The sequence below is a fragment of the Bacillus sp. JJ634 genome (assembly GCF_036962285.1).
GTDB lineage: Bacteria > Bacillota > Bacilli > Bacillales > DSM-1321 > Peribacillus > Peribacillus asahii_A.
Genome location: NZ_JBALMU010000030.1, coordinates 1 through 17628, shown reverse-complemented (window position 1 = coordinate 17628; position 17628 = coordinate 1). Strand labels below are relative to the sequence as shown.

15 protein-coding genes and 1 pseudogene are annotated in these 17628 nt (G+C 37.2%); 14 read left to right on the top strand and 2 right to left on the bottom strand.

The genetic code is table 11. From position 1 onward, the window contains the following. Positions 1-33: 33 nt before the first annotated feature. From V7068_RS05645 to V7068_RS05625, 5 genes are all read left to right on the top strand, one after another. Positions 34-456, top strand: coding sequence for a hypothetical protein (locus V7068_RS05645; protein WP_499711477.1), 423 nt, complete (start codon positions 34-36; stop codon positions 454-456). A gap of 291 nt (positions 457-747) precedes the next feature. After that, positions 748-1203 carry a hypothetical protein gene (locus V7068_RS05640; protein WP_499711476.1) on the top strand — a complete coding sequence of 152 codons (456 nt, stop codon included), beginning with the start codon at positions 748-750 and terminating at the stop codon, positions 1201-1203. A 245-nt stretch (positions 1204-1448) separates the two neighbouring features. Next, positions 1449-2717, top strand: coding sequence for a mechanosensitive ion channel family protein (locus tag V7068_RS05635; protein WP_499711475.1), 1269 nt, complete (start codon positions 1449-1451; stop codon positions 2715-2717). Between the two features lie 820 nt (positions 2718-3537). Then, positions 3538-5016, top strand: coding sequence for an RNA-guided endonuclease InsQ/TnpB family protein (locus tag V7068_RS05630; protein WP_499711473.1), 1479 nt, complete (start codon positions 3538-3540; stop codon positions 5014-5016). A 369-nt stretch (positions 5017-5385) separates the two neighbouring features. Continuing rightward, complete coding sequence (locus tag V7068_RS05625; RefSeq protein WP_499711471.1) at positions 5386-6444, top strand: alpha/beta fold hydrolase; 1059 nt, start codon at positions 5386-5388, stop codon at positions 6442-6444. A gap of 372 nt (positions 6445-6816) precedes the next feature. On the opposite strand, the gene V7068_RS05620 is transcribed toward V7068_RS05625, so the two are convergent. Continuing rightward, complete coding sequence (locus V7068_RS05620; RefSeq protein WP_499711469.1) at positions 6817-7410, bottom strand: hypothetical protein; 594 nt, start codon at positions 7408-7410, stop codon at positions 6817-6819. Positions 7411-8155: 745 nt separating this feature from the next. On the opposite strand from V7068_RS05620, the gene V7068_RS05615 reads away from it, so the two are divergent. The 9 genes from V7068_RS05615 (at position 8156) to V7068_RS05575 (ending at position 17226) form a co-directional block, all read left to right on the top strand. Beyond that, positions 8156-8755: a nucleotidyltransferase family protein gene (locus V7068_RS05615; protein ID WP_499711468.1), complete on the top strand. Its 600-nt coding sequence runs from the start codon at positions 8156-8158 to the stop codon at positions 8753-8755. 134 nt (positions 8756-8889) lie between these two features. Beyond that, positions 8890-11049, top strand: a complete 2160-nt coding sequence (locus tag V7068_RS05610; RefSeq protein ID WP_499711466.1) for a xanthine dehydrogenase family protein molybdopterin-binding subunit — start codon at positions 8890-8892, stop codon at positions 11047-11049. Further along, on the top strand, positions 11046-11513 hold the full coding sequence (locus V7068_RS05605; protein WP_098175203.1) for a (2Fe-2S)-binding protein: 468 nt from the start codon (positions 11046-11048) through the stop codon (positions 11511-11513). Before V7068_RS05610 ends, V7068_RS05605 begins: the two co-directional genes overlap by 4 nt. Continuing rightward, positions 11507-12373, top strand: coding sequence for an FAD binding domain-containing protein (locus V7068_RS05600; RefSeq protein WP_499711464.1), 867 nt, complete (start codon positions 11507-11509; stop codon positions 12371-12373). The genes V7068_RS05605 and V7068_RS05600 overlap by 7 nt, the downstream gene beginning before the upstream one ends. A gap of 26 nt (positions 12374-12399) precedes the next feature. Then, a complete protein-coding gene (locus V7068_RS05595) occupies positions 12400-13194 on the top strand; it encodes an XdhC family protein (RefSeq protein WP_499711462.1) in 795 nt (264 codons plus the stop codon). A gap of 43 nt (positions 13195-13237) precedes the next feature. Beyond that, positions 13238-13522, top strand: a complete 285-nt coding sequence (locus V7068_RS05590; protein ID WP_499711461.1) for a hypothetical protein — start codon at positions 13238-13240, stop codon at positions 13520-13522. Then, the gene (locus V7068_RS05585) at positions 13516-14100 is read left to right on the top strand and encodes an aminotransferase-like domain-containing protein (protein WP_499711460.1); all 585 of its coding nucleotides are present in this window, start codon (positions 13516-13518) and stop codon (positions 14098-14100) included. Before V7068_RS05590 ends, V7068_RS05585 begins: the two co-directional genes overlap by 7 nt. Positions 14101-14398: 298 nt before the next feature. Next, positions 14399-15748: an FAD-binding oxidoreductase gene (locus tag V7068_RS05580; RefSeq protein ID WP_499711459.1), complete on the top strand. Its 1350-nt coding sequence runs from the start codon at positions 14399-14401 to the stop codon at positions 15746-15748. A gap of 782 nt (positions 15749-16530) precedes the next feature. Continuing rightward, positions 16531-17226, top strand: coding sequence for a sensor histidine kinase (locus V7068_RS05575; protein WP_499711457.1), 696 nt, complete (start codon positions 16531-16533; stop codon positions 17224-17226). 80 nt (positions 17227-17306) lie between these two features. On the opposite strand, the pseudogene V7068_RS05570 reads toward V7068_RS05575, so the two are convergent. After that, positions 17307-17628, bottom strand: a pseudogene (locus V7068_RS05570) (acyltransferase family protein); the annotation flags it as partial.

Sequence of the window (17628 nt, the reverse complement as noted above, 5' to 3'; positions counted from 1 at the left end):
GTTAAAAATGTTTTTTAGGAAGGGTAAAGAAAAATGCTTTATATATGGGATATTGAGAAGATAATTAAAAATATATTACAAGAGCTCAAACTAAATATAAATGTTGAATTCAACAATAAACTCACTGCACCGATGAGTTATAACGTTTCGACAAATACGATAAAGTTTAACTACATACAAATTAACGGATATAACGCTAAAATTAACTTTAAAATTAAAGAAACAGATGAAAACTTTGTGAAAATTATTCTTTATCATCAGCTCGGTTATTATTTAGAATTTAAGAAAAATACACGAGTTTTAAAGACTCTCATTTATGGTAAAGAAGAAGAAAAGGAACAGCTTTTAGCAGAAATCGAAGAGAATTCTTGGGAATGTGGAAGAACACTGGTACCCGAATATCTATTAAAAGCATATAATCAAGTACGTGAATTGGATAAACTTTGGGACACATAGGTTTTCAAAATCATACAACTCTCGATTCGATTGAATAATAGAAGCTACAGGTGTGATGGCTTTGGGGAAACGTAAAGGTTAATCTATAATCCCATGATATCCATCCATCGTAAATAAAGCATTTTGAATGCATTTCCCTTAGTTTCTGATGTCATCTTCTATAAATAATTCAATGCTCACTAAATCCTTTCCGGAAGAAGTATTTCTTAAAGAATATAAAAAAGAATATGAAAGAATCTCTATATTAATGTGAATTTATAATACAAAACTAGCTAGAAAGGTAGTAAATAGATGGTGGAATATATTGATTCTTTTCCTTCTGATGTGGATGAAAAGGATTTACTTAAAAAGGTACAGCCTAAAATTAAGCAACAAGAACAATTATTTTATAAAGAAATAGAAACCAAGGAAAATAAGATTACAGAGTTGAAAGAGGAAAACAAGAAATTCCTAAAGTTATTAGCAAATGAAGTGATAGAAAAAGTTGATTACGATGAAGCGGTTAATGAAAATAGAAAAGTAATTAAAGAGTTACAATCAGAAATACTTCAAAAGAAAGATATGCTGAAGCAGTACGCAAAAAATACAGAGATGCTTCAAAAAGTCCAACATGAGTTAAAAAAGCTCATAGATATAAAAGATATAACACCAGAGTTACTTCATAAACTTATTTACAAAATAGAGGTAAAAGAAAACAAGGATCTTATTATCCATTACTGTTTCTCTAACCCTTTTTCTGTAAATTGAAGTAGTGACCAGTACTCGACACACGTTGAGTGTATCTCGCAACTCATTTAAACCCTTGTGGGGTGTTGCCTTTTAACGTTTCCTGCAACGTAGAACACTTCTATTTGACTGACCCCAGTAAACGGAAGCGTTACAACTCAGGGGCTAAGGTACCGTTTTTTCGTTATTGATAAAGTAGGAATTGACAGTTTAGATACTTTACCCGTAAAGTTGCTTATGATGCAAATTAAAACGGAGGAGAACAGATGCAATTCATTAATAATCTACTTTTGGATATGGAACTAGATCCTAAATTAGTAGAATACCTTTCGATTATAATCAAGACTCTGCTTATAGGACTTATCTGTATCGTAGCAAATTTTATTTCAAAAAAAATAGTGATCAGGATCATTACTCGTATCGTTACAAACTCCAAAATCAAGTGGGGTCCAATCATTTTGGAAAGACAAATTTTCCGAAAGTTATCCCATATTGTTCCTGCAATCATTATTTATTCGTTTTCTTCAACCTTTCCAACCTATCAATCAACCATCGAGAAATTGGCCATTGCCTATACGATTATTGTAGGGTTAGTGTTTATACGAAGCTTACTAAATGTATGTAATGATATTTATCAAACCTTTGAAATATCCAAGGTTAAGCCTATTAAAGGATATATTCAGGTGGTTAACATTATTATCATGACTCTCGGGTTCATCTTAGTTATCTCGAACCTAATGGGGAAGAGTCCTCTTATTCTATTAAGTGGTATTGGTGCTCTCTCGGCTGTTTTGATGTTAGTATTTAAAGATTCGTTATTAGGACTAGTGGCAGGAATTCAGTTGACGTCCAATGATATGGTTCGGGTTGGTGACTGGATTGAAATGCCAAAGTATGGAGCAGATGGTGACGTTATTGATATTTCTTTAAATACCGTACAGGTTCAAAATGGAGACAAAACGATTACGATGATACCAAGTTATGCCCTTATTTCCGATTCATTTAGAAACTGGAGAGGAATGCAAGGTTCAGGCGGCCGACGAATCAAGCGCTCTTTGTACATAGATACCAGTAGTATCACGTTTTGCACCGAGGAAATGATTGAAAAATTTATAAAAGTTCATTACCTTTCGGACTACATTATTCAAAAGGAAAGGGAAATCACTGAGTACAACACCAAAAATGAAATAGATAGGAACAATCCTGTGAATGGTAGGGCCCTTACCAATATCGGTGTTTTTAGGGCATATATCAGTAATTACCTCAAAAATCACGATGGAATCAATCAGGATATGCCCTTAATAGTTAGACAGTTAGCACATAGTGAATACGGGTTGCCTCTAGAAATTTATGTATTTACAAATTCCGTACAGTGGGCAGTGTATGAATCTGTGCAATCTGATATCTTCGACCATCTATTTGCTGTGGCGCCAGAGTTTGGACTTAGAGTATTCCAGAATCCATCTGGGGCTGATGTAAGAAACATGGTAGAAGAATCGAGCAACAAAGCCTCAATTGGCGAAAGAAGCTATTGAAATAATCAATCACCGAAACAAAACCGGCTGTTTTAAATAACACAGTCGGTTTTTTCTAATTCAAGGGACTACTTTGGTAACCCTCTATACCTATCTTTTGTCGAATTTTGTATGTATTTCTCAACCTCAGGCATTTCCGCTTCTCTGGCTATTCTTATGGATAATTCAATATCATAATAAAATATACCAATTCATTATAACAGCATTAATTATAGCTCACAAAAGACTCACCAACATCCCATGTGTTGCCACATACAATCTGGACATGTAGAGTGCTGTTCACTACTTGTAAGGAAAGATTAATAAGAAATGTAACAGTGAGGTAAAGAGCCTTTTCATTTAGAAAGGCTCTTTAGTGTTATGAAGGTATATAAGTGTAGCAGTAACTGAATATATACTTGGCTATCTGTGCTAAGCATTTGGAATACAAGGAGTGACCTCTAAGCTGCCAGAGATAGACGTGGTTTCGGATTATAACAGATTGAGCTTGAGAATATTGATATAACGGGCTTGATTTTTTAGTATGTTGGATTTAGTAGGGAGTGGTTGGGGACAGTTTGTTTATTTGTGTCCCCAGGCTGTCCCCAATTCTAAAGTGCCATGTTGAAAGAGTAATACCTATTAACCTAATAAATGTTGACACGTTGAAGGAAAACATTAAGCAGAGGGGCTAAAAAACAGCTTCTTTAAATATAGTTAAACTTGCTCAATTTTATTTTTCATTGAGCAAGTTTTTTTGAATTATAGGCATTGAACTGTTGGTAAGCTTATCGTAAAATATAAATGGGATCATTTGTTCGTATAGAAGGAGGTGGAAATAGTGAGTTTGGTATTTAATCGTAAGATTGAAATGTTTTTTAAAAAAGAAGATGAACATTCATTGGACGGCCAAAGCAAAATCTGCAATTGGTTGTATAATCAACTCGTACAAGCTGCGAGAGACGATTATGAAAAAGGGTCCCCTTTAGAGCTATTAAAAGGTAGAAGTTTACGTGATTATGCAACTAATATGAAAGAAAGTCATCCGTTCCTTCGGACGGTTCATTCGTCTCCGTTAAAGAATACGGCTTTACGTTTAAAAGACGCATATGACCGTTTTTTTACGAAACAAAATGCTTATCCTAAGTTTCGAAGTTGGAAAGAAAAATGGTTCTCTCTTTATTTTGACGAACCAAACAAAGGATTTAAGTTACTAGATTCAAAGACGATTCAAATTTCATTTGGCAAAAATGATAAAGGTCAACAAATCAGAATATCCGGTTCTTTAAAAGAATCCTTTTCTCTTAGAGAATGCGAAGAGATTAAAACTTTTCGCGTATGCAAGCAGCAAGGAAATCGATTCTACGGCATTTTCACGATTGAACGATATGCAAATGGAGAAAAAGCGTTCATTCTAGCTAAAAAACAAGAAGAGAAAGAATGCAAACAACAAGAAAAAGAAGAACGCGAGCGTTTAAAAGCGTTGGGATTAGAAATTCCTAAGCCTAAAAAGCAGAAAAAGAAAAAAGCTAAAACAGAATATCCTGCGTTCCCGGAGGGAACAAGATGGGTAAGCTTAGATCCCAATCATAAAAACTTCTTTGTAGCTGTAGATTATCAAGGTATTTCTTACGAAATGAACAAATTATATCAAACAAAGTATTGGGATAGAAAAATCGATGAAATCAAAAGCAAAAGAGATGTATGTAATCGAAAATCGAGGAAAGGCATAACGACATACGGAAATTCATATTGGGAGCCAAGCATACGATGGAATCGCTATAATCGAGCTTTGAATAAAGCCTATCATACACGACGAGAACAGATTAAAGTCGCGTTATATAGTATGTCTCATTGGTTGCTTGATCAATATAATGTGGTTCTCATTGGCGATTATACGCCAACCAATGATACAGCCTCTTTAGATAATATGAAACGAAGTATGTTGAATCAAGACCACATTGGCGAGCTTCGTAAAATCTTAAAATGGGTCGCTGCTAAACGTGGGAAACAATGTGTAATCGTGGATGAAAAAAACACAACCAAAGAATGTTGTGTTTGCGGTCATAAAGAAAAGAAAGAACCGGAGGTTCGTTCTTTTACTTGTGTAATTTGCGAACATACTATCGTTCGCGATGTAAATAGCGCCATTAATATCGCTAAAAAAACATCTATATTGTCTGGCTCAGACTGGGTGGCAGAGTGGATTCTCGATACAACCACCTATGCGGTAAGGTATGATTTGTTTACAACAAGTCACAAGAAACCGATTGTACGCATTAGAAATAATGGTACAAAGAAATTAAATCCTGCGGCTTGACCAAAGGAGCAAAACGTTTATCGGAAATCTACTTATGAGTAATTTATAAGGAAGATTAGGTAAGTTTTGTAGAGCGGATGGATAGGCATGGTGTTTTGGATTAATCGAACTGAACCGTATCATAAGTAATTGAGGTTTAAAAAAGACCACCTAAAACGTTGAAATAACAGCGTTTTGGGTGGTTTTATTGTTTGTTTCAAAGGTTTTTTCCAAATTTTTAACGAATTGTTTAAAGGATACTATTGGGGAATACATAATGACTGGGTCTGAATTAAAAGCAAGCCAACGTTGAGAACTTATAAGAGCTTTAGTTTTTTCTGGGTGATAACAATAATTAGATTTTATGGCTATGCCGAGGTGAAAAATCGAATGCAAAGGAATACGACTAAAGTATTTAGGTTTAGTTTATTAATTACTTTGTTCATTGTTTTACTAGGTGTATTTTTTCCTACATGGACACCACGTATTGAAGGAGAGCAAAGCATAAGTACGATGGAACAGATTAAAATTAATGGGACAGAACATGAAATAATGATTCGCGGAGTAGATTCCAACAATCCAATTCTTATCTTTGTTCATGGTGGCCCAGCGTGCTCCGAAATTCCATTCGTAAGAAAATACCAAGAAGACCTTGAAAATCAATTTACGATTGTACATTATGATCAGCGTGGAAGTGGAAAATCTTATCATTTTTTTGAAGACTACTCAAATTTAAACACGGACTTGCTAGTTGAAGATTTGCTGGCATTAACTGATTACATTACGGAGAGGCTTAACCAAGAAAAGGTTTTATTAATTGGGCATTCATTTGGTACTTATATTGGAATGAAAGCTGTCGCTAAAGCACCCGAGAAATATTATGCGTATATAGGAATTGGGCAAGTAGCTGATGTGATTCAAAGTGAGTTGGACAGTTTGGAATTTACAATGGAACAAGCAAAACTAGCAGGAAATTGGGATGATGTAGAGAGATTAATGCAACTTCAACCATTGATTGAACAAGGGGAAGAGTGGACACCAAGAAATCTCGTACGTAAATATGGTGGTGCGGCAAGACGTATTAATGATAATACAGATTATCTAAAAGGCTTTCTTTTTAACTCTGAATATAATGGGCTTGATATAGTTCGTTATTTAAGAGGGATTAATGTTACACAAGAAGCATTACTGAACGAGGGATCAAAGCATAATATTTCGGAGATTGTTGATCAAGTGGATTTGCGAGTTTATTTTATAATGGGGAAATTCGATTATATGACGTCTGTTAATGCTGCAAAAAATTATTATGATAGCATGAAAGCACCTATGAAAGAGTTTATTGTTTTTGAAGAGTCAGCTCATTATCCACAGTTTGAAGAGAAAGAGAAGTTTGCTGAATGGTTAAATAAAACCTTCGATGAGCTTGAGAATGGAGGTTTTGAATTTTGATACCGACTTTCAAGAAATATAAAATATTAGATTGGTGATATCGTAATTTTAGTGGTATTTAAGAAAGCTAAATTTAAACTTTGCAAACCTCACTTATATTCATCACGGTGAACCGTCCCATAAATAGGTGCGGTTTTTTGAGGGGAATTTTTATGTCTCTTTAAAGAATTAACACTTCAAGGAAAAGGGAAAACAGGATGCAATATTCTGTTTAAAACAGTATATTGCATCTCGTGTGTACATCATCAATTAAATCCAAATTCTTTTGCTAAAATAATCGCATGTGTCCAATGTTTCACAATAAACAAACTTATACTCCTATGGCTTAAACTAATAGGGTTTTATACTTGCGCTATTACGCATTGAAGTTGGTTATTTTTGAATATTAATAGTGTCAAGTTTTGCTAGCCTTAATATAGCAAAGCCAAAAACTGACCATATAAGTCCGATAGAAACGAACAGTATGACTAAGATTGGAGTCGAAATTTCTTCTGGCAAAACTAAAACATCTGAAAGTATACCAAGGGCAACCAATAGAAAGTTATCTAAAAATAAAGTGATAGCTGTCGAGGACAAAAACAAAGTTGAACTTCTTACTTTTTTTAATTGTATGAATAGATAAATGGAACCAATCATCATACACATTGTCCCCGTGAGCATAAAAATAAGCCCGAATGGTAAGTCAGACCCATAAAGGTAAATTTCCGAAAAGCTAAATAATCCGCTTAAAACGGCGGATGAAATTAATATCATAATTGAATTCCTAACTTCTTTTTTATATAGCGAGTAGACCACTATTAGTCCGCCTATACAAAGAAGTGGAAAGATAAAGGAAATATAATCGGTTGGATCTTGTGGTTCATACCCTTCGCCCCATCTTTTTCCATTAAATAAGGCATCATAGATAGGCTTGACAGCCCAAAAGAATCCGCCAATAATACATAACCAACTTAATAGTTTCTTCAAAGATATACCCCCCAGCGTTTAAATATAAATCTATGAATAAATTCCTAAATAAATAACTACATTTTCTGTATCCAATAGGAAAGGATTAAACAAATAGTCTTTTTAACAAACACAGAATCTAATGATTTCACTACATGTTGAGGTTGATTTTGGGTAATGGGGTTGAATTATTGTCCTAGCCTCTTATGAAATTAGGATAGTTTCTTTGTGACTTACATGATGAAAATGCTCTGAGGCCTAATTAATCGACGTTTGTCAGATTCTAAGGTGGTAAGTATCTCTTGCACATTATCCCCCCTCCACTAAACTCCCTTTTATAATGACTGAAAGCAATTGATCGAATATATCAATCAAGTTGTGCAGAGGAAAACTTACCATGAGCAATCAAGTCCTCCAAGACCTGTTTTGTTGAATTTTTCTCTTTCCTTTGTTCATCATACTTCATTAATATGTAGTTGAGAACAGACGAACACCTACATTATAAAAAGGCTTTAAGCCTAGTTTTCAATTTTTTAGTGAGATAAATGAAAAGTAAAACAATTGCTGTAACTGGTGCGGTGAAGCGTACCATAAGTAATATAATGGGGCTTTTATGCATATAAGGAAAAAACACTATCCAGATTCTTTAATTAAAATTTAAAGTATAAACAATCAATGATCTCTTAATAGTCCATACAACAAATCCTTACTCCACTTGGCTTTTATTGTGAGAATTAAGAAAAATGATAGGTAGAAGGTGACAAACATGGAAGCAATCGTCCTAGCTGCTGGATATTCCAGCCGAGCGAATGCATTTAAAATGACTTTGCCGATGGGGCAAATGAGCGTGTTGGAGCAAACAATCTCTAAATTTGAAGGATTATGCAGCAGGGCCATCGTCGTAGCTGGGTTTCAAGCGGAAATCATCCAAGAGGAAATTGCCAAAATCATCAGTAAAAATGCCTATTCATTTCAGATCAAGTTTGTTTATAATGAAAACTTTAATCAGGGAATGTTTCATTCCATTCAAAAGGGCTGCAACGAAGTAAATGCCCCAACCTTCTTTATAACACCCGGAGATTGTCCGCTTGTTAAAAAAGAGACTGTTCAGCTACTAGCAAAACACAAAGGAAACGTGGTTATTCCCAGCTTTGACTATAAAGGCGGCCATCCCATCAAATTATCAAGCGAAGTGAAACAGAAAATTCTCGAAACCAATCCAGAAAGTAATTTGCGTGTGGTCCTGGGCGGTTACGAAAAGCAATACATGAATGTAGATGATGCGGGAGTATTAATGGATATTGATACGCCGGAGGATTACCGAAAAGCCATTGATTATGACAAAGCTTTAAATTTCTCGAAGTAAAAATATAATTAAAAACTACGAAAATCTTGAATAGAAATGAATCATAAAAAATCATTCTCATTGATAAAATCGTAGGAAGAGGTTTCTATTCAGAATATGTCCCTTAAAAAAATGAGTCGAAGGGTGTTGTTGCAATGAATCTCAAAGACATAAGCACCTCAGTGCCCAAAAAGGACCATAAAGGTAAAGTATCGGGCCAGTTGCCCTATATTAGTGACGTGAAAGTGGAAAATATGGTTTATGGTGTTTTGTATCGGTCGCCAATTGCTTATGGAAAAATCATATCCATTCAATTACCTAACCTTCCGGAAGGGTATGAAGCTGTTGGAGCAGAGCATATCCCCGGACCGAATTATGTCAAAATTATCAAAGAAGATCAGCCCATTTTTGCCAATGAGTGGGTCAATTATATTGGTGAGCCGATTCTCATGCTCACTGGCAAAGACCTGGATATCCTGTACAGTTTGTTAAATGAAGTGAAGGTTGAATTTGAAGAACATCAGGCTATCTATACATTGGACGAAGCAATCAAGGAAAAATCAGTATCCTTAGTTTTGGCAAGCTATGAATTTGGGGAAAGCTTAGAGAACATTTCAGCTATCGAGCAGGGAGCCCATCAAATCATCGAAGAAGAATATGATACGGGTTATCAGGAGCATGTCTACCTTGAGCCGCAAGGAATGCTCGCCGTTTATAAGGATGATGAAATTGTCGTCCAGGGATCGATGCAATGTCTTTATTATATAAAAAATGCATTGCTAAGCGCATTAGCCTGTGGTGACGATGAAGTCAGAGTTGTTCAAAGTCCTACCGGTGGAGGTTTTGGCGGCAAAGAAGATTATCCTTCGATGATGGCTTGTCACGTAGCCGTTGCCGCAAGAGCAGTCAAAAAATCGGTAATGCTCGTGTTCGACCGTTCTGAGGATATGCTGGTTACGACGAAAAGACATCCGGCCAAACTCATATATCGAACGGCCCTTGATAAGGAAGGAAATATTGTGAGCATGTGTGTTGACATCTTTCTCGATGGAGGGGCGAATGTGGGATTGAGCTCTGTCGTGCTGCAGCGCGCATTAATAAACAGTGCCGGTGTTTATAAAATTCCGCATTTTCATGCAAAAGGCTATGTCTTAAAAACCAATACCGTTCCGAACGGCGCCTTCAGAGGCTTTGGTGCTCCACAAAGCTTTGCCGGAATCGAAAGTCATATTGGACATCTTAGTAAACTGGCAAAAATCGACCCGCTTGAATATAAACGAAAATACCTCGTCAAACAAGGAGACCTCACCATCACCAAAGGTAAATTCCGCGACCCGATATTAGTGGAAGAAATGATTGAGGACGTACTCAACGTGTCAGAATACAAAAAGAAAAAAGAAGACTTTCAACGCTTAAATCAACAAAATCAGCGCTATAAAAAAGGCATAGGAACTTCGCTGTTCCTCCACGGCTGTGGATTTACAGGCAGCGGCGAAAGAGACCATATTAAAGCAACGGTGAAGCTGGTTAAATCAAAGGACGGCAAGGTTATGCTAAAAATCTCAAACTCTGATATGGGACAAGGTATTTTGACGACGTTGTGTAAAATTGTCGCCAAAGAACTTGACCTCCCGTTCGAAGATATTTTGTACCCTTATCCCGACACAAAAGAGGTTCCCGACTCGGGTCCGACAGTAGCTTCCAGGACGACGATGATTGTCGGAAAATTGCTTGAACGGGCCGCAAAAAAACTTAAGGATCAGTGGCAAACAGGGGTGGAACAGGAAGTAGTTGAGCACTATGTTCACCGTGAAATGATTCCTTGGGACGAGAAAACCTTCACTGGAGATGCCTACCCGGCTTATTCATGGGGCGTTAATATCGTTGAAGTAGAAGTTGATACGTTAACAGGAAATATAAAGTTAGAAAAAGTATACGGCAATTATGAAGTTGGGAAGGTCATCGATGAACGGATTATGAAAGGCCAAATTGACGGTGGTTTGGCTCAAGGGCTAGCATACGGTTATTTAGAAAAGATGACGTCAAAGCAAGGTAGAATCCAACAAAAAAGCATATCGGATTATGGACCGCCGACTTCATTGGATGTTGTTTCAATCGAAAGCAAGGTCTTTGATAACCCCTATGCTGACGGTCCATACGGGGCGAAGGGCGCAGGTGAATTGACTTTAATCGGAGGCGCTCCAGCAGTCCAAGCTGCGATCGAGGATGCCCTGCAAACTTCTTTTCAGCAAATTCCGATTACACCGGAAGTCATTATTGAAAGTCTTTGGATGAAAGAAGGTGAAGAGGGTTGATTAAATTCACACTAAATGGAAGAACGGTAGAAACTGACGCCCCTGCTACAGCAAGATTACTAGATTTATTAAGAGATGAGTTTGAGTTAATCGGAACAAAGGAAGGCTGTGGTGAAGGGGAGTGCGGAGCCTGCAGTGTTTTTGTGAATAACCTCCTGCAAAACAGCTGCCTTATTCCAATTGGCTCGATTGCTGGTGCCGATATTCAAACGATCGAAGGCATCATTGAAACGGAACAATTTAAAATTTTAGATGAGAGCTATTCCATCGCCGGGGGAGTGCAATGCGGCTATTGCATTCCGGGGATGATTATGGCAAGTGCAGCTTTGTTATCTAAAAATCCTCATCCTTCAGAGGCTGAAATTCGTGAAGGCATCTCCGGAAATCTGTGCCGATGTACGGGCTACAATATGATTGTTGAGGCGATTAACCTAGCAGCTAAAAAAGGTGATGGCTTATGGTAGAGAAAATAACAGCGTATCGCTTCGAGCGTTTAGACGAAACGTTGAGCCAATTGAATAGAGAAGATTGTGCAATCATAGCCGGAGGCACCGATGTTATGGTTCTTCACAAAAGTAGAAGGGGAGTACCTCCGAAAATCCCTAAACCGATTGTTTTTATTAATCATCTTTCCGAATTAAAGCAGGTGTATCAACATCACAAGGATCTCCACATCGGGGCCTGCTGTACCTATAGTGAATTACTTGAACATCCGTTGATTCCTTTTGCTTTAAAGAATGCAATTAAAACAATTGCTGCCCCGGCAATTAGAAACAGGGGAACATTAGGCGGTAATATTTGCAACGCCTCTCCAGCCGGTGACATGCTTCCTTTATTATATGTATACAATGCAAAGCTTCTGTTGCGCTCCGTAAATGGTGATCGCATGGTTGCGATTAGCGATTTTATTCAAGGTCCACGACGGGTTCAACGCTTTCACAATGAAATAGTAACGGAGATTATTCTGCCGTCCGTATTAGAAGATTCACATGTCGTTTTCGAGAAAGTCGGCAACCGTAACGCAGATGCCATTGCCAAAGTATCGTTTGCGGGTTTTGTCCGGATAAGCAAAGATCGAATCGATGACATTCGATTTGCCTTCGGGGCGGTCGGACCTACGATGGTTCGTTCCATTGATATTGAGACGAAGCTGGTTGGAAAAACGATACCATTAGCCGATGCAGACATCGCTGCAATTGTGGCAGCCTTCGATAAGATCATTAGACCAATCGACGATCAACGCTCCACTGCGGCTTACAGAAAAACCGTTGCGTTACATCTTTTACGTTATTTTCTTAGCATGAAGCAATATCAACCGAATTAATGTTTAAAAATAGGGGGGAGCTTTTCATGCTGCTGATGGAAAAAGTGGCCATGCTGACGCGTCAAAACGAAACCTTTGCTTTAGCCATGATTATCGAATCAAAGGGCTCGACTCCCAGGCATGTTGGAAAAATGATTGTCTACCGGGATGGTACCATTGAAGGAACTGTCGGAGGGGGCTTGGCTGAACACTATGTGATCGAAGATAGTGTAAAGGCGATCCAAGATGGCCAATCGAAAATCGTTGAATATAAATTGAATAAACATGCAAAAGACGGAATTCAGATGAATTGTGGCGGCACGTTACGGGTCTTTATTGAAGTCTATACAAGCAGGCCTGAACTCGTTCTGGCTGGAGCCGGTCATTTAGGCTATGCGTTGGCAAAGCTCGCTGATTTCCTCGAATATCCTTATTGCATTGTCGATGATCGCGTTGGTTATTGTACGAAGGAACGCTTTCCTAATGCGACAAACCTTTTTGTGAACGAGGATATTGGAAAGGCTTTGCTCGCAGCCAATCTAAATGAAAAGTCATATGTGGTAATTGTTACAAAAGATTGTGATGATATTGTATTAAAAACGGCACTGCAATTTCCGATTGCATATGTTGGGATGGTCGCCAGTAAACGCAAGGTCATAAGCATATTTGAAAAGTTAAAAAGTGAAGGGGTCACGCAAGAACAGTTGGAGCAGGTCCATTCTCCAATCGGATTGGAAATTGGCTCGGAAACATCAGAAGAAATTGCCATCAGTATTATCGGACAAATCATCAAAGTAAGCAAGGAAAAAAAGCCTGTAAAAGTGAAACAATTAAATAGATAAGTAGAAAGGTATAACACCTGAGGCTGATAAAGCTAAAATCAAAATGTCTAATAGACAATGGGGTCAGTCTCCGCTGTGTTTTGGCTTTGTCGCTTCCTTTGAGCAATCGAATGAACTTGTAGTAGATGTGATGCAAAAAGTAGTGAATAAAAGTTATACATCTCAACTACTCAATTACAATGATCCAACGGGTATTCCACATCAAAAAGCAGCGGGTTTAAACTGGATGAAGTCATTTGGTATTCATGCAAACCAAGAGAATACGGCAATTGTGTCTGGTGCTCAAAATGCTCTGTACCAATTGCTGGAGATGCGTGTGGGATGCTAGCAGAGGAACTTGAAAAGCATTACAAACAGCCAATGTTTAGCTTATTACCGGAGCAAACTGTGTATATTTGTGGTACCTCTAAGTCGATTTGCTCTGGTTTACGTGTAGCCTATATGGTGTATGGTGATGCCTTCCGCAATCGGATTTTACAGTCTATATTTACAATAAATATTAAAACTTCTTCGTTAGATGCAGCAGTGATTACCGAATTGATTCTCTCTGGAATAACTTATAAGATTGCTAACCAAAAGCAACAGCTGGCACAAATGGCGAATGACATTTATTCGAACTATTTTCCAGGAAAAAATGCGGGCGAACATTCACTTAGTTTTTATCGCTGGCTACCGATTGTGAAGCATTTAACTGCTTCACAAATCGAAGCAGATTTAAAAAGTTATGGAGTACGTGTTTTCCATTTAGATCGCTTTATGAGTGGATTCACGACTAAGAATCATTATTTACGTATAGCGCTTTCCTCAACAAATTCGTTAGATGAGTTACAAATAGGGTTAGACATACTCAAACAGTATCTCGGCCAGTTTAAGAAGTACAACAGTTCAATTTTAAAAATCTTGTAAAATCGTGTACAGTTTATAGTAGACCTCAATATCCTGAATTAATAATGCAGGGTTTTGAGGTCTATTTTTAATTGTAAAGAATTAATGTCCAACATAATTTTCGTTAAATTATTTTCTTCTTGAACAAACCTGTAAATGAAGGATTCTATTCGTCCGCTACATGGATATTGCTTTTGTTCAGAGAACTTTTGAGAGATTTTGGTCCCTTATTCCTCTCCTAGAAAAGCAAGTGTCTTTTCCTGAAGTTCTCCATAGTATATAACATCCTTTATACATCGTTTGAGAAAGGGGTTATATGTTGGAAAAGACAAAGCTTACCGGGAGAATTGTTACACCTGATGATTCTGAATATGAGCAGGCAAGAACAAATAATAACTTAAGCGTCCCAAAATTCCCAAGGTTAATTGTATTTTGTCAGAATGTTAAGGATGTATTAAATGCATTGAAGTGGGTGAGGGAAAACCGTATACCATTTCGAGTGAGAAGCGGCCGGCATAGCTATGAAAATTTTTCATTAGTAAATGGTGGTCTTGTAATTGATATCAGCGAAATGTGTAACATCACTGTCAATCGTGAAGAAATGACAGCAAAAATAGAAGCTGGAGCTAATTTAGGGCGAGTATATAATGAATTATGGAAATACGGCACGACTATCCCTGCAGGAACGGAAAGCAGTGTAGGTCTTGTCGGTCTTACGCTTGGCGGCGGAATTGGAATGTTAACACGATTGTTTGGACTTACTTGTGACAATCTGCTTGAAATTGAAATGGTAAGAGCGAGTGGACATGTAGATGCTAAATTGATTAAAGCAAATAAAAACCATAATAGTGATCTATTTTGGGCTTGTCGAGGAGGAGGTGGCGGAAACTTCGGTATTGTCACGTCTCTTACATTCCGGGTGCATTCTATTTCTAAGGTGTCAGTGTTCTCTATTACATGGGGGTGGGAAGATTTTGAAGCTGCATTTGATGCATGGCAAAATTGGGCGCCTAACACGGATGTACGTCTAACTTCAGAAATTGAATTAAAATCAAAGGAAGCCAACCAAATTATCGCTCAAGGTGAATTTGTCGGTACGTCATCCAAGTTAAAACAGCTTCTTCAGCCTTTAATCAATACAGGTTCACCAACAAATGTTGTGGTAAAGGAAGTCCCATATATTGAAGCTGTGCAATTCTTTGACGATCCGAGTGGAAACCGACCAGACTACCGTAAGAGGTCAGGATCTTTTCTGAATAAGCCTTTTTCAAAGAAAGCGATTTTGACAATGAAACAATTTTTAGCAAATGCTCCAAATGAACATTCTGGCATTTGGCACCAATCCCTTGGAGGAGAAGCAGGACGGATCGCCCCCAATAAGACTGCTTTTTATTACCGGGATGCCATTATCGCCCAAGAGTACCTTGCTACATGGAACAATCCTGCAGAAGAACGGCAAAACATCCGCTGGATAGAAGCGTTAAGGAGCGCTTTATCTTCATATACAACGGGTGACTATGTGAATTGGCCGGATCGACTTATCAGAGATTGGCCAAGAGCGTACTATGGGGAGAATTTTAGCCGGCTTCGAGAAGTGAAAACGGCATATGATCCATTCAATCTGTTTAAATTCCCTCAAAGTATTCCTCCTTTTAAAAGGTGGTTTTAAAGACCTTATAGTTGATTGATAAAAATCTAAGCAGCGCTTCAACGGTTCTTTCTTCAAATGTCACATCACATGTGGAGTGTGTGACTGAGCGTGTTTTAAAGTAAAAATGGCAGCAGGCCCGATAAAATGTAACCTTTGTTAATAGCATTCGAAAAAAGGCCGAGGCCGCAAAATGAGGATGATTTCTTTACTCTACAGAGCTTATCATCTTTGTGTTCCATTCATATCTAAAATTGTTATAGTATATCATATAGAATCGTAATTTTATCTCAAGCCTCAATCATTATAATCATTACTGGCGTTTCTATAGAATTATCGGCACACTTACACACGTACTTGGTAATGCTAATAGGGCGACAACTTCATTTATAACAAGTAGCATTGGAATATTTGATGCTGTTATGAATGGAGGAGGTCCTGAGATAAGAATAACAAAAAGGAAAATAGAATATTTTAATTCTGAATGAATGGCTGGAATGATATAGACAAAGCAGCAGTAAGTACCGAAGTGGTATATACTGCTGCTTTTTTGCATTTGTCTTTATGAGGATGGTTCTTAAGCATACAGTTATCAAACAATTCCCTCTTAATTCTCACATAACCTAAACTTTTCTATCACATACCTATCACTTAACCCTTTTACAATACAATTATCAAATAACTCAGCAGACCGAAATGTCCTATTTTTTAGAATTTCAATTTCCTATTGATAAACAGGTAGAGAAGAAATAATACGAACATTTAAAGCAACATAGCGTTTTGATAACTAGGAGGAACTAACGATGGCAATTGAAGTTTTTAATCGACATGAAAAAAAGTATATGATCGATGTCGACATTTTTTCAAAAATTCAAATGAGACTTGCTGATTATATGGAGTTGGATGCTTACAACAAAAATAATGCCTATTACACAATAGCAAACCTGTACTACGATACAGCAGATATCGAAGAAAGTAATCGCTTAGCATCGCTTGTTAACAATATTTTAGAATTATCTATACTTCAATCGAATAATGAAGCGCTACAAATTAAAAATGTCAACTTGAGCGAAACGTTAAAGAAAATTTTGCTTCGCTTTGGAGCATTGTCAAAGCTCGAAGGATTCGAAATAAGGGCTAATATTGATTATGATTTGTATGTATTAGTAGATGAACAGCGTATGGAACGAGTAATCTACAACTTAATCGGCAATGCAATCAACTACATTAGAGAAGAGAAGGAAATTAAAGTGAATTTAATCGATCTAGGAAGTAGAGTTCGCTTCGAAGTAATCGATACTGGAAAAGGTATTTCAAGTGAGGAGCTTGACCTGATTTGGGATAGATACTATAAGGCGAAAACTCATAAGCGTTCAATCATAAGCAACGGATTAGGCCTTTCAATCGTCAAAAGCATACTTGAAATGCACCAAGCTGAATTCGGCATAAAAAGTGCTGTTGGTAAAGGGAGTAAATTTTGGTTTGAATTAAGAAAATAAAAGCACAAAACGCTTGAGAGGGTTCTGGTGCAAATACTAAGAAAAATTATCAAAAGGTTCTTGCACCAGAACCTCCTTTTTTATCTGCTTTGAAATTTGTTACGATAAAACTTAATCATGCTGACGACTCTTGCTGTAAGAAGTTTTAATTGAGACAGTTTTAATTCAATTAATGGCTGAGTAAAGGAAATAGTGACTTGGTCAGACAACAGGAGAGTGAGTAGCAATGATATTCCCGCTAGTAATATAAAGTGTTCAGGATTTTCAAAGTAATTTTGGATTTGACTTTCCCTGAATATCTTGATAAAAAAGCCGTGAAGCAAATAAATATATAATGTGTTTTTACCAAGATTGGTGAAGAAATATTGTTTGCGTGGTATAAATCCCATAATACTTACTACC

What these genes read in the sequence shown, in the direction of transcription:
- V7068_RS05645 (WP_499711477.1), top strand. Translation starts at nt 34, where the DNA reads ATGCTTTATATATGGGATATTGAGAAGATAATTAAAAATATATTACAA.
- V7068_RS05640 (WP_499711476.1), top strand. Translation starts at nt 748, where the DNA reads ATGGTGGAATATATTGATTCTTTTCCTTCTGATGTGGATGAAAAGGAT.
- V7068_RS05635 (WP_499711475.1), top strand. Translation starts at nt 1,449, where the DNA reads ATGCAATTCATTAATAATCTACTTTTGGATATGGAACTAGATCCTAAA.
- V7068_RS05625 (WP_499711471.1), top strand. Translation starts at nt 5,386, where the DNA reads ATGCAAAGGAATACGACTAAAGTATTTAGGTTTAGTTTATTAATTACT.
- V7068_RS05615 (WP_499711468.1), top strand. Translation starts at nt 8,156, where the DNA reads ATGGAAGCAATCGTCCTAGCTGCTGGATATTCCAGCCGAGCGAATGCA.
- V7068_RS05610 (WP_499711466.1), top strand. Translation starts at nt 8,890, where the DNA reads ATGAATCTCAAAGACATAAGCACCTCAGTGCCCAAAAAGGACCATAAA.
- V7068_RS05600 (WP_499711464.1), top strand. Translation starts at nt 11,507, where the DNA reads ATGGTAGAGAAAATAACAGCGTATCGCTTCGAGCGTTTAGACGAAACG.
- V7068_RS05595 (WP_499711462.1), top strand. Translation starts at nt 12,400, where the DNA reads ATGCTGCTGATGGAAAAAGTGGCCATGCTGACGCGTCAAAACGAAACC.
- V7068_RS05590 (WP_499711461.1), top strand. Translation starts at nt 13,238, where the DNA reads ATGTCTAATAGACAATGGGGTCAGTCTCCGCTGTGTTTTGGCTTTGTC.
- V7068_RS05585 (WP_499711460.1), top strand. Translation starts at nt 13,516, where the DNA reads ATGCTAGCAGAGGAACTTGAAAAGCATTACAAACAGCCAATGTTTAGC.
- V7068_RS05575 (WP_499711457.1), top strand. Translation starts at nt 16,531, where the DNA reads ATGGCAATTGAAGTTTTTAATCGACATGAAAAAAAGTATATGATCGAT.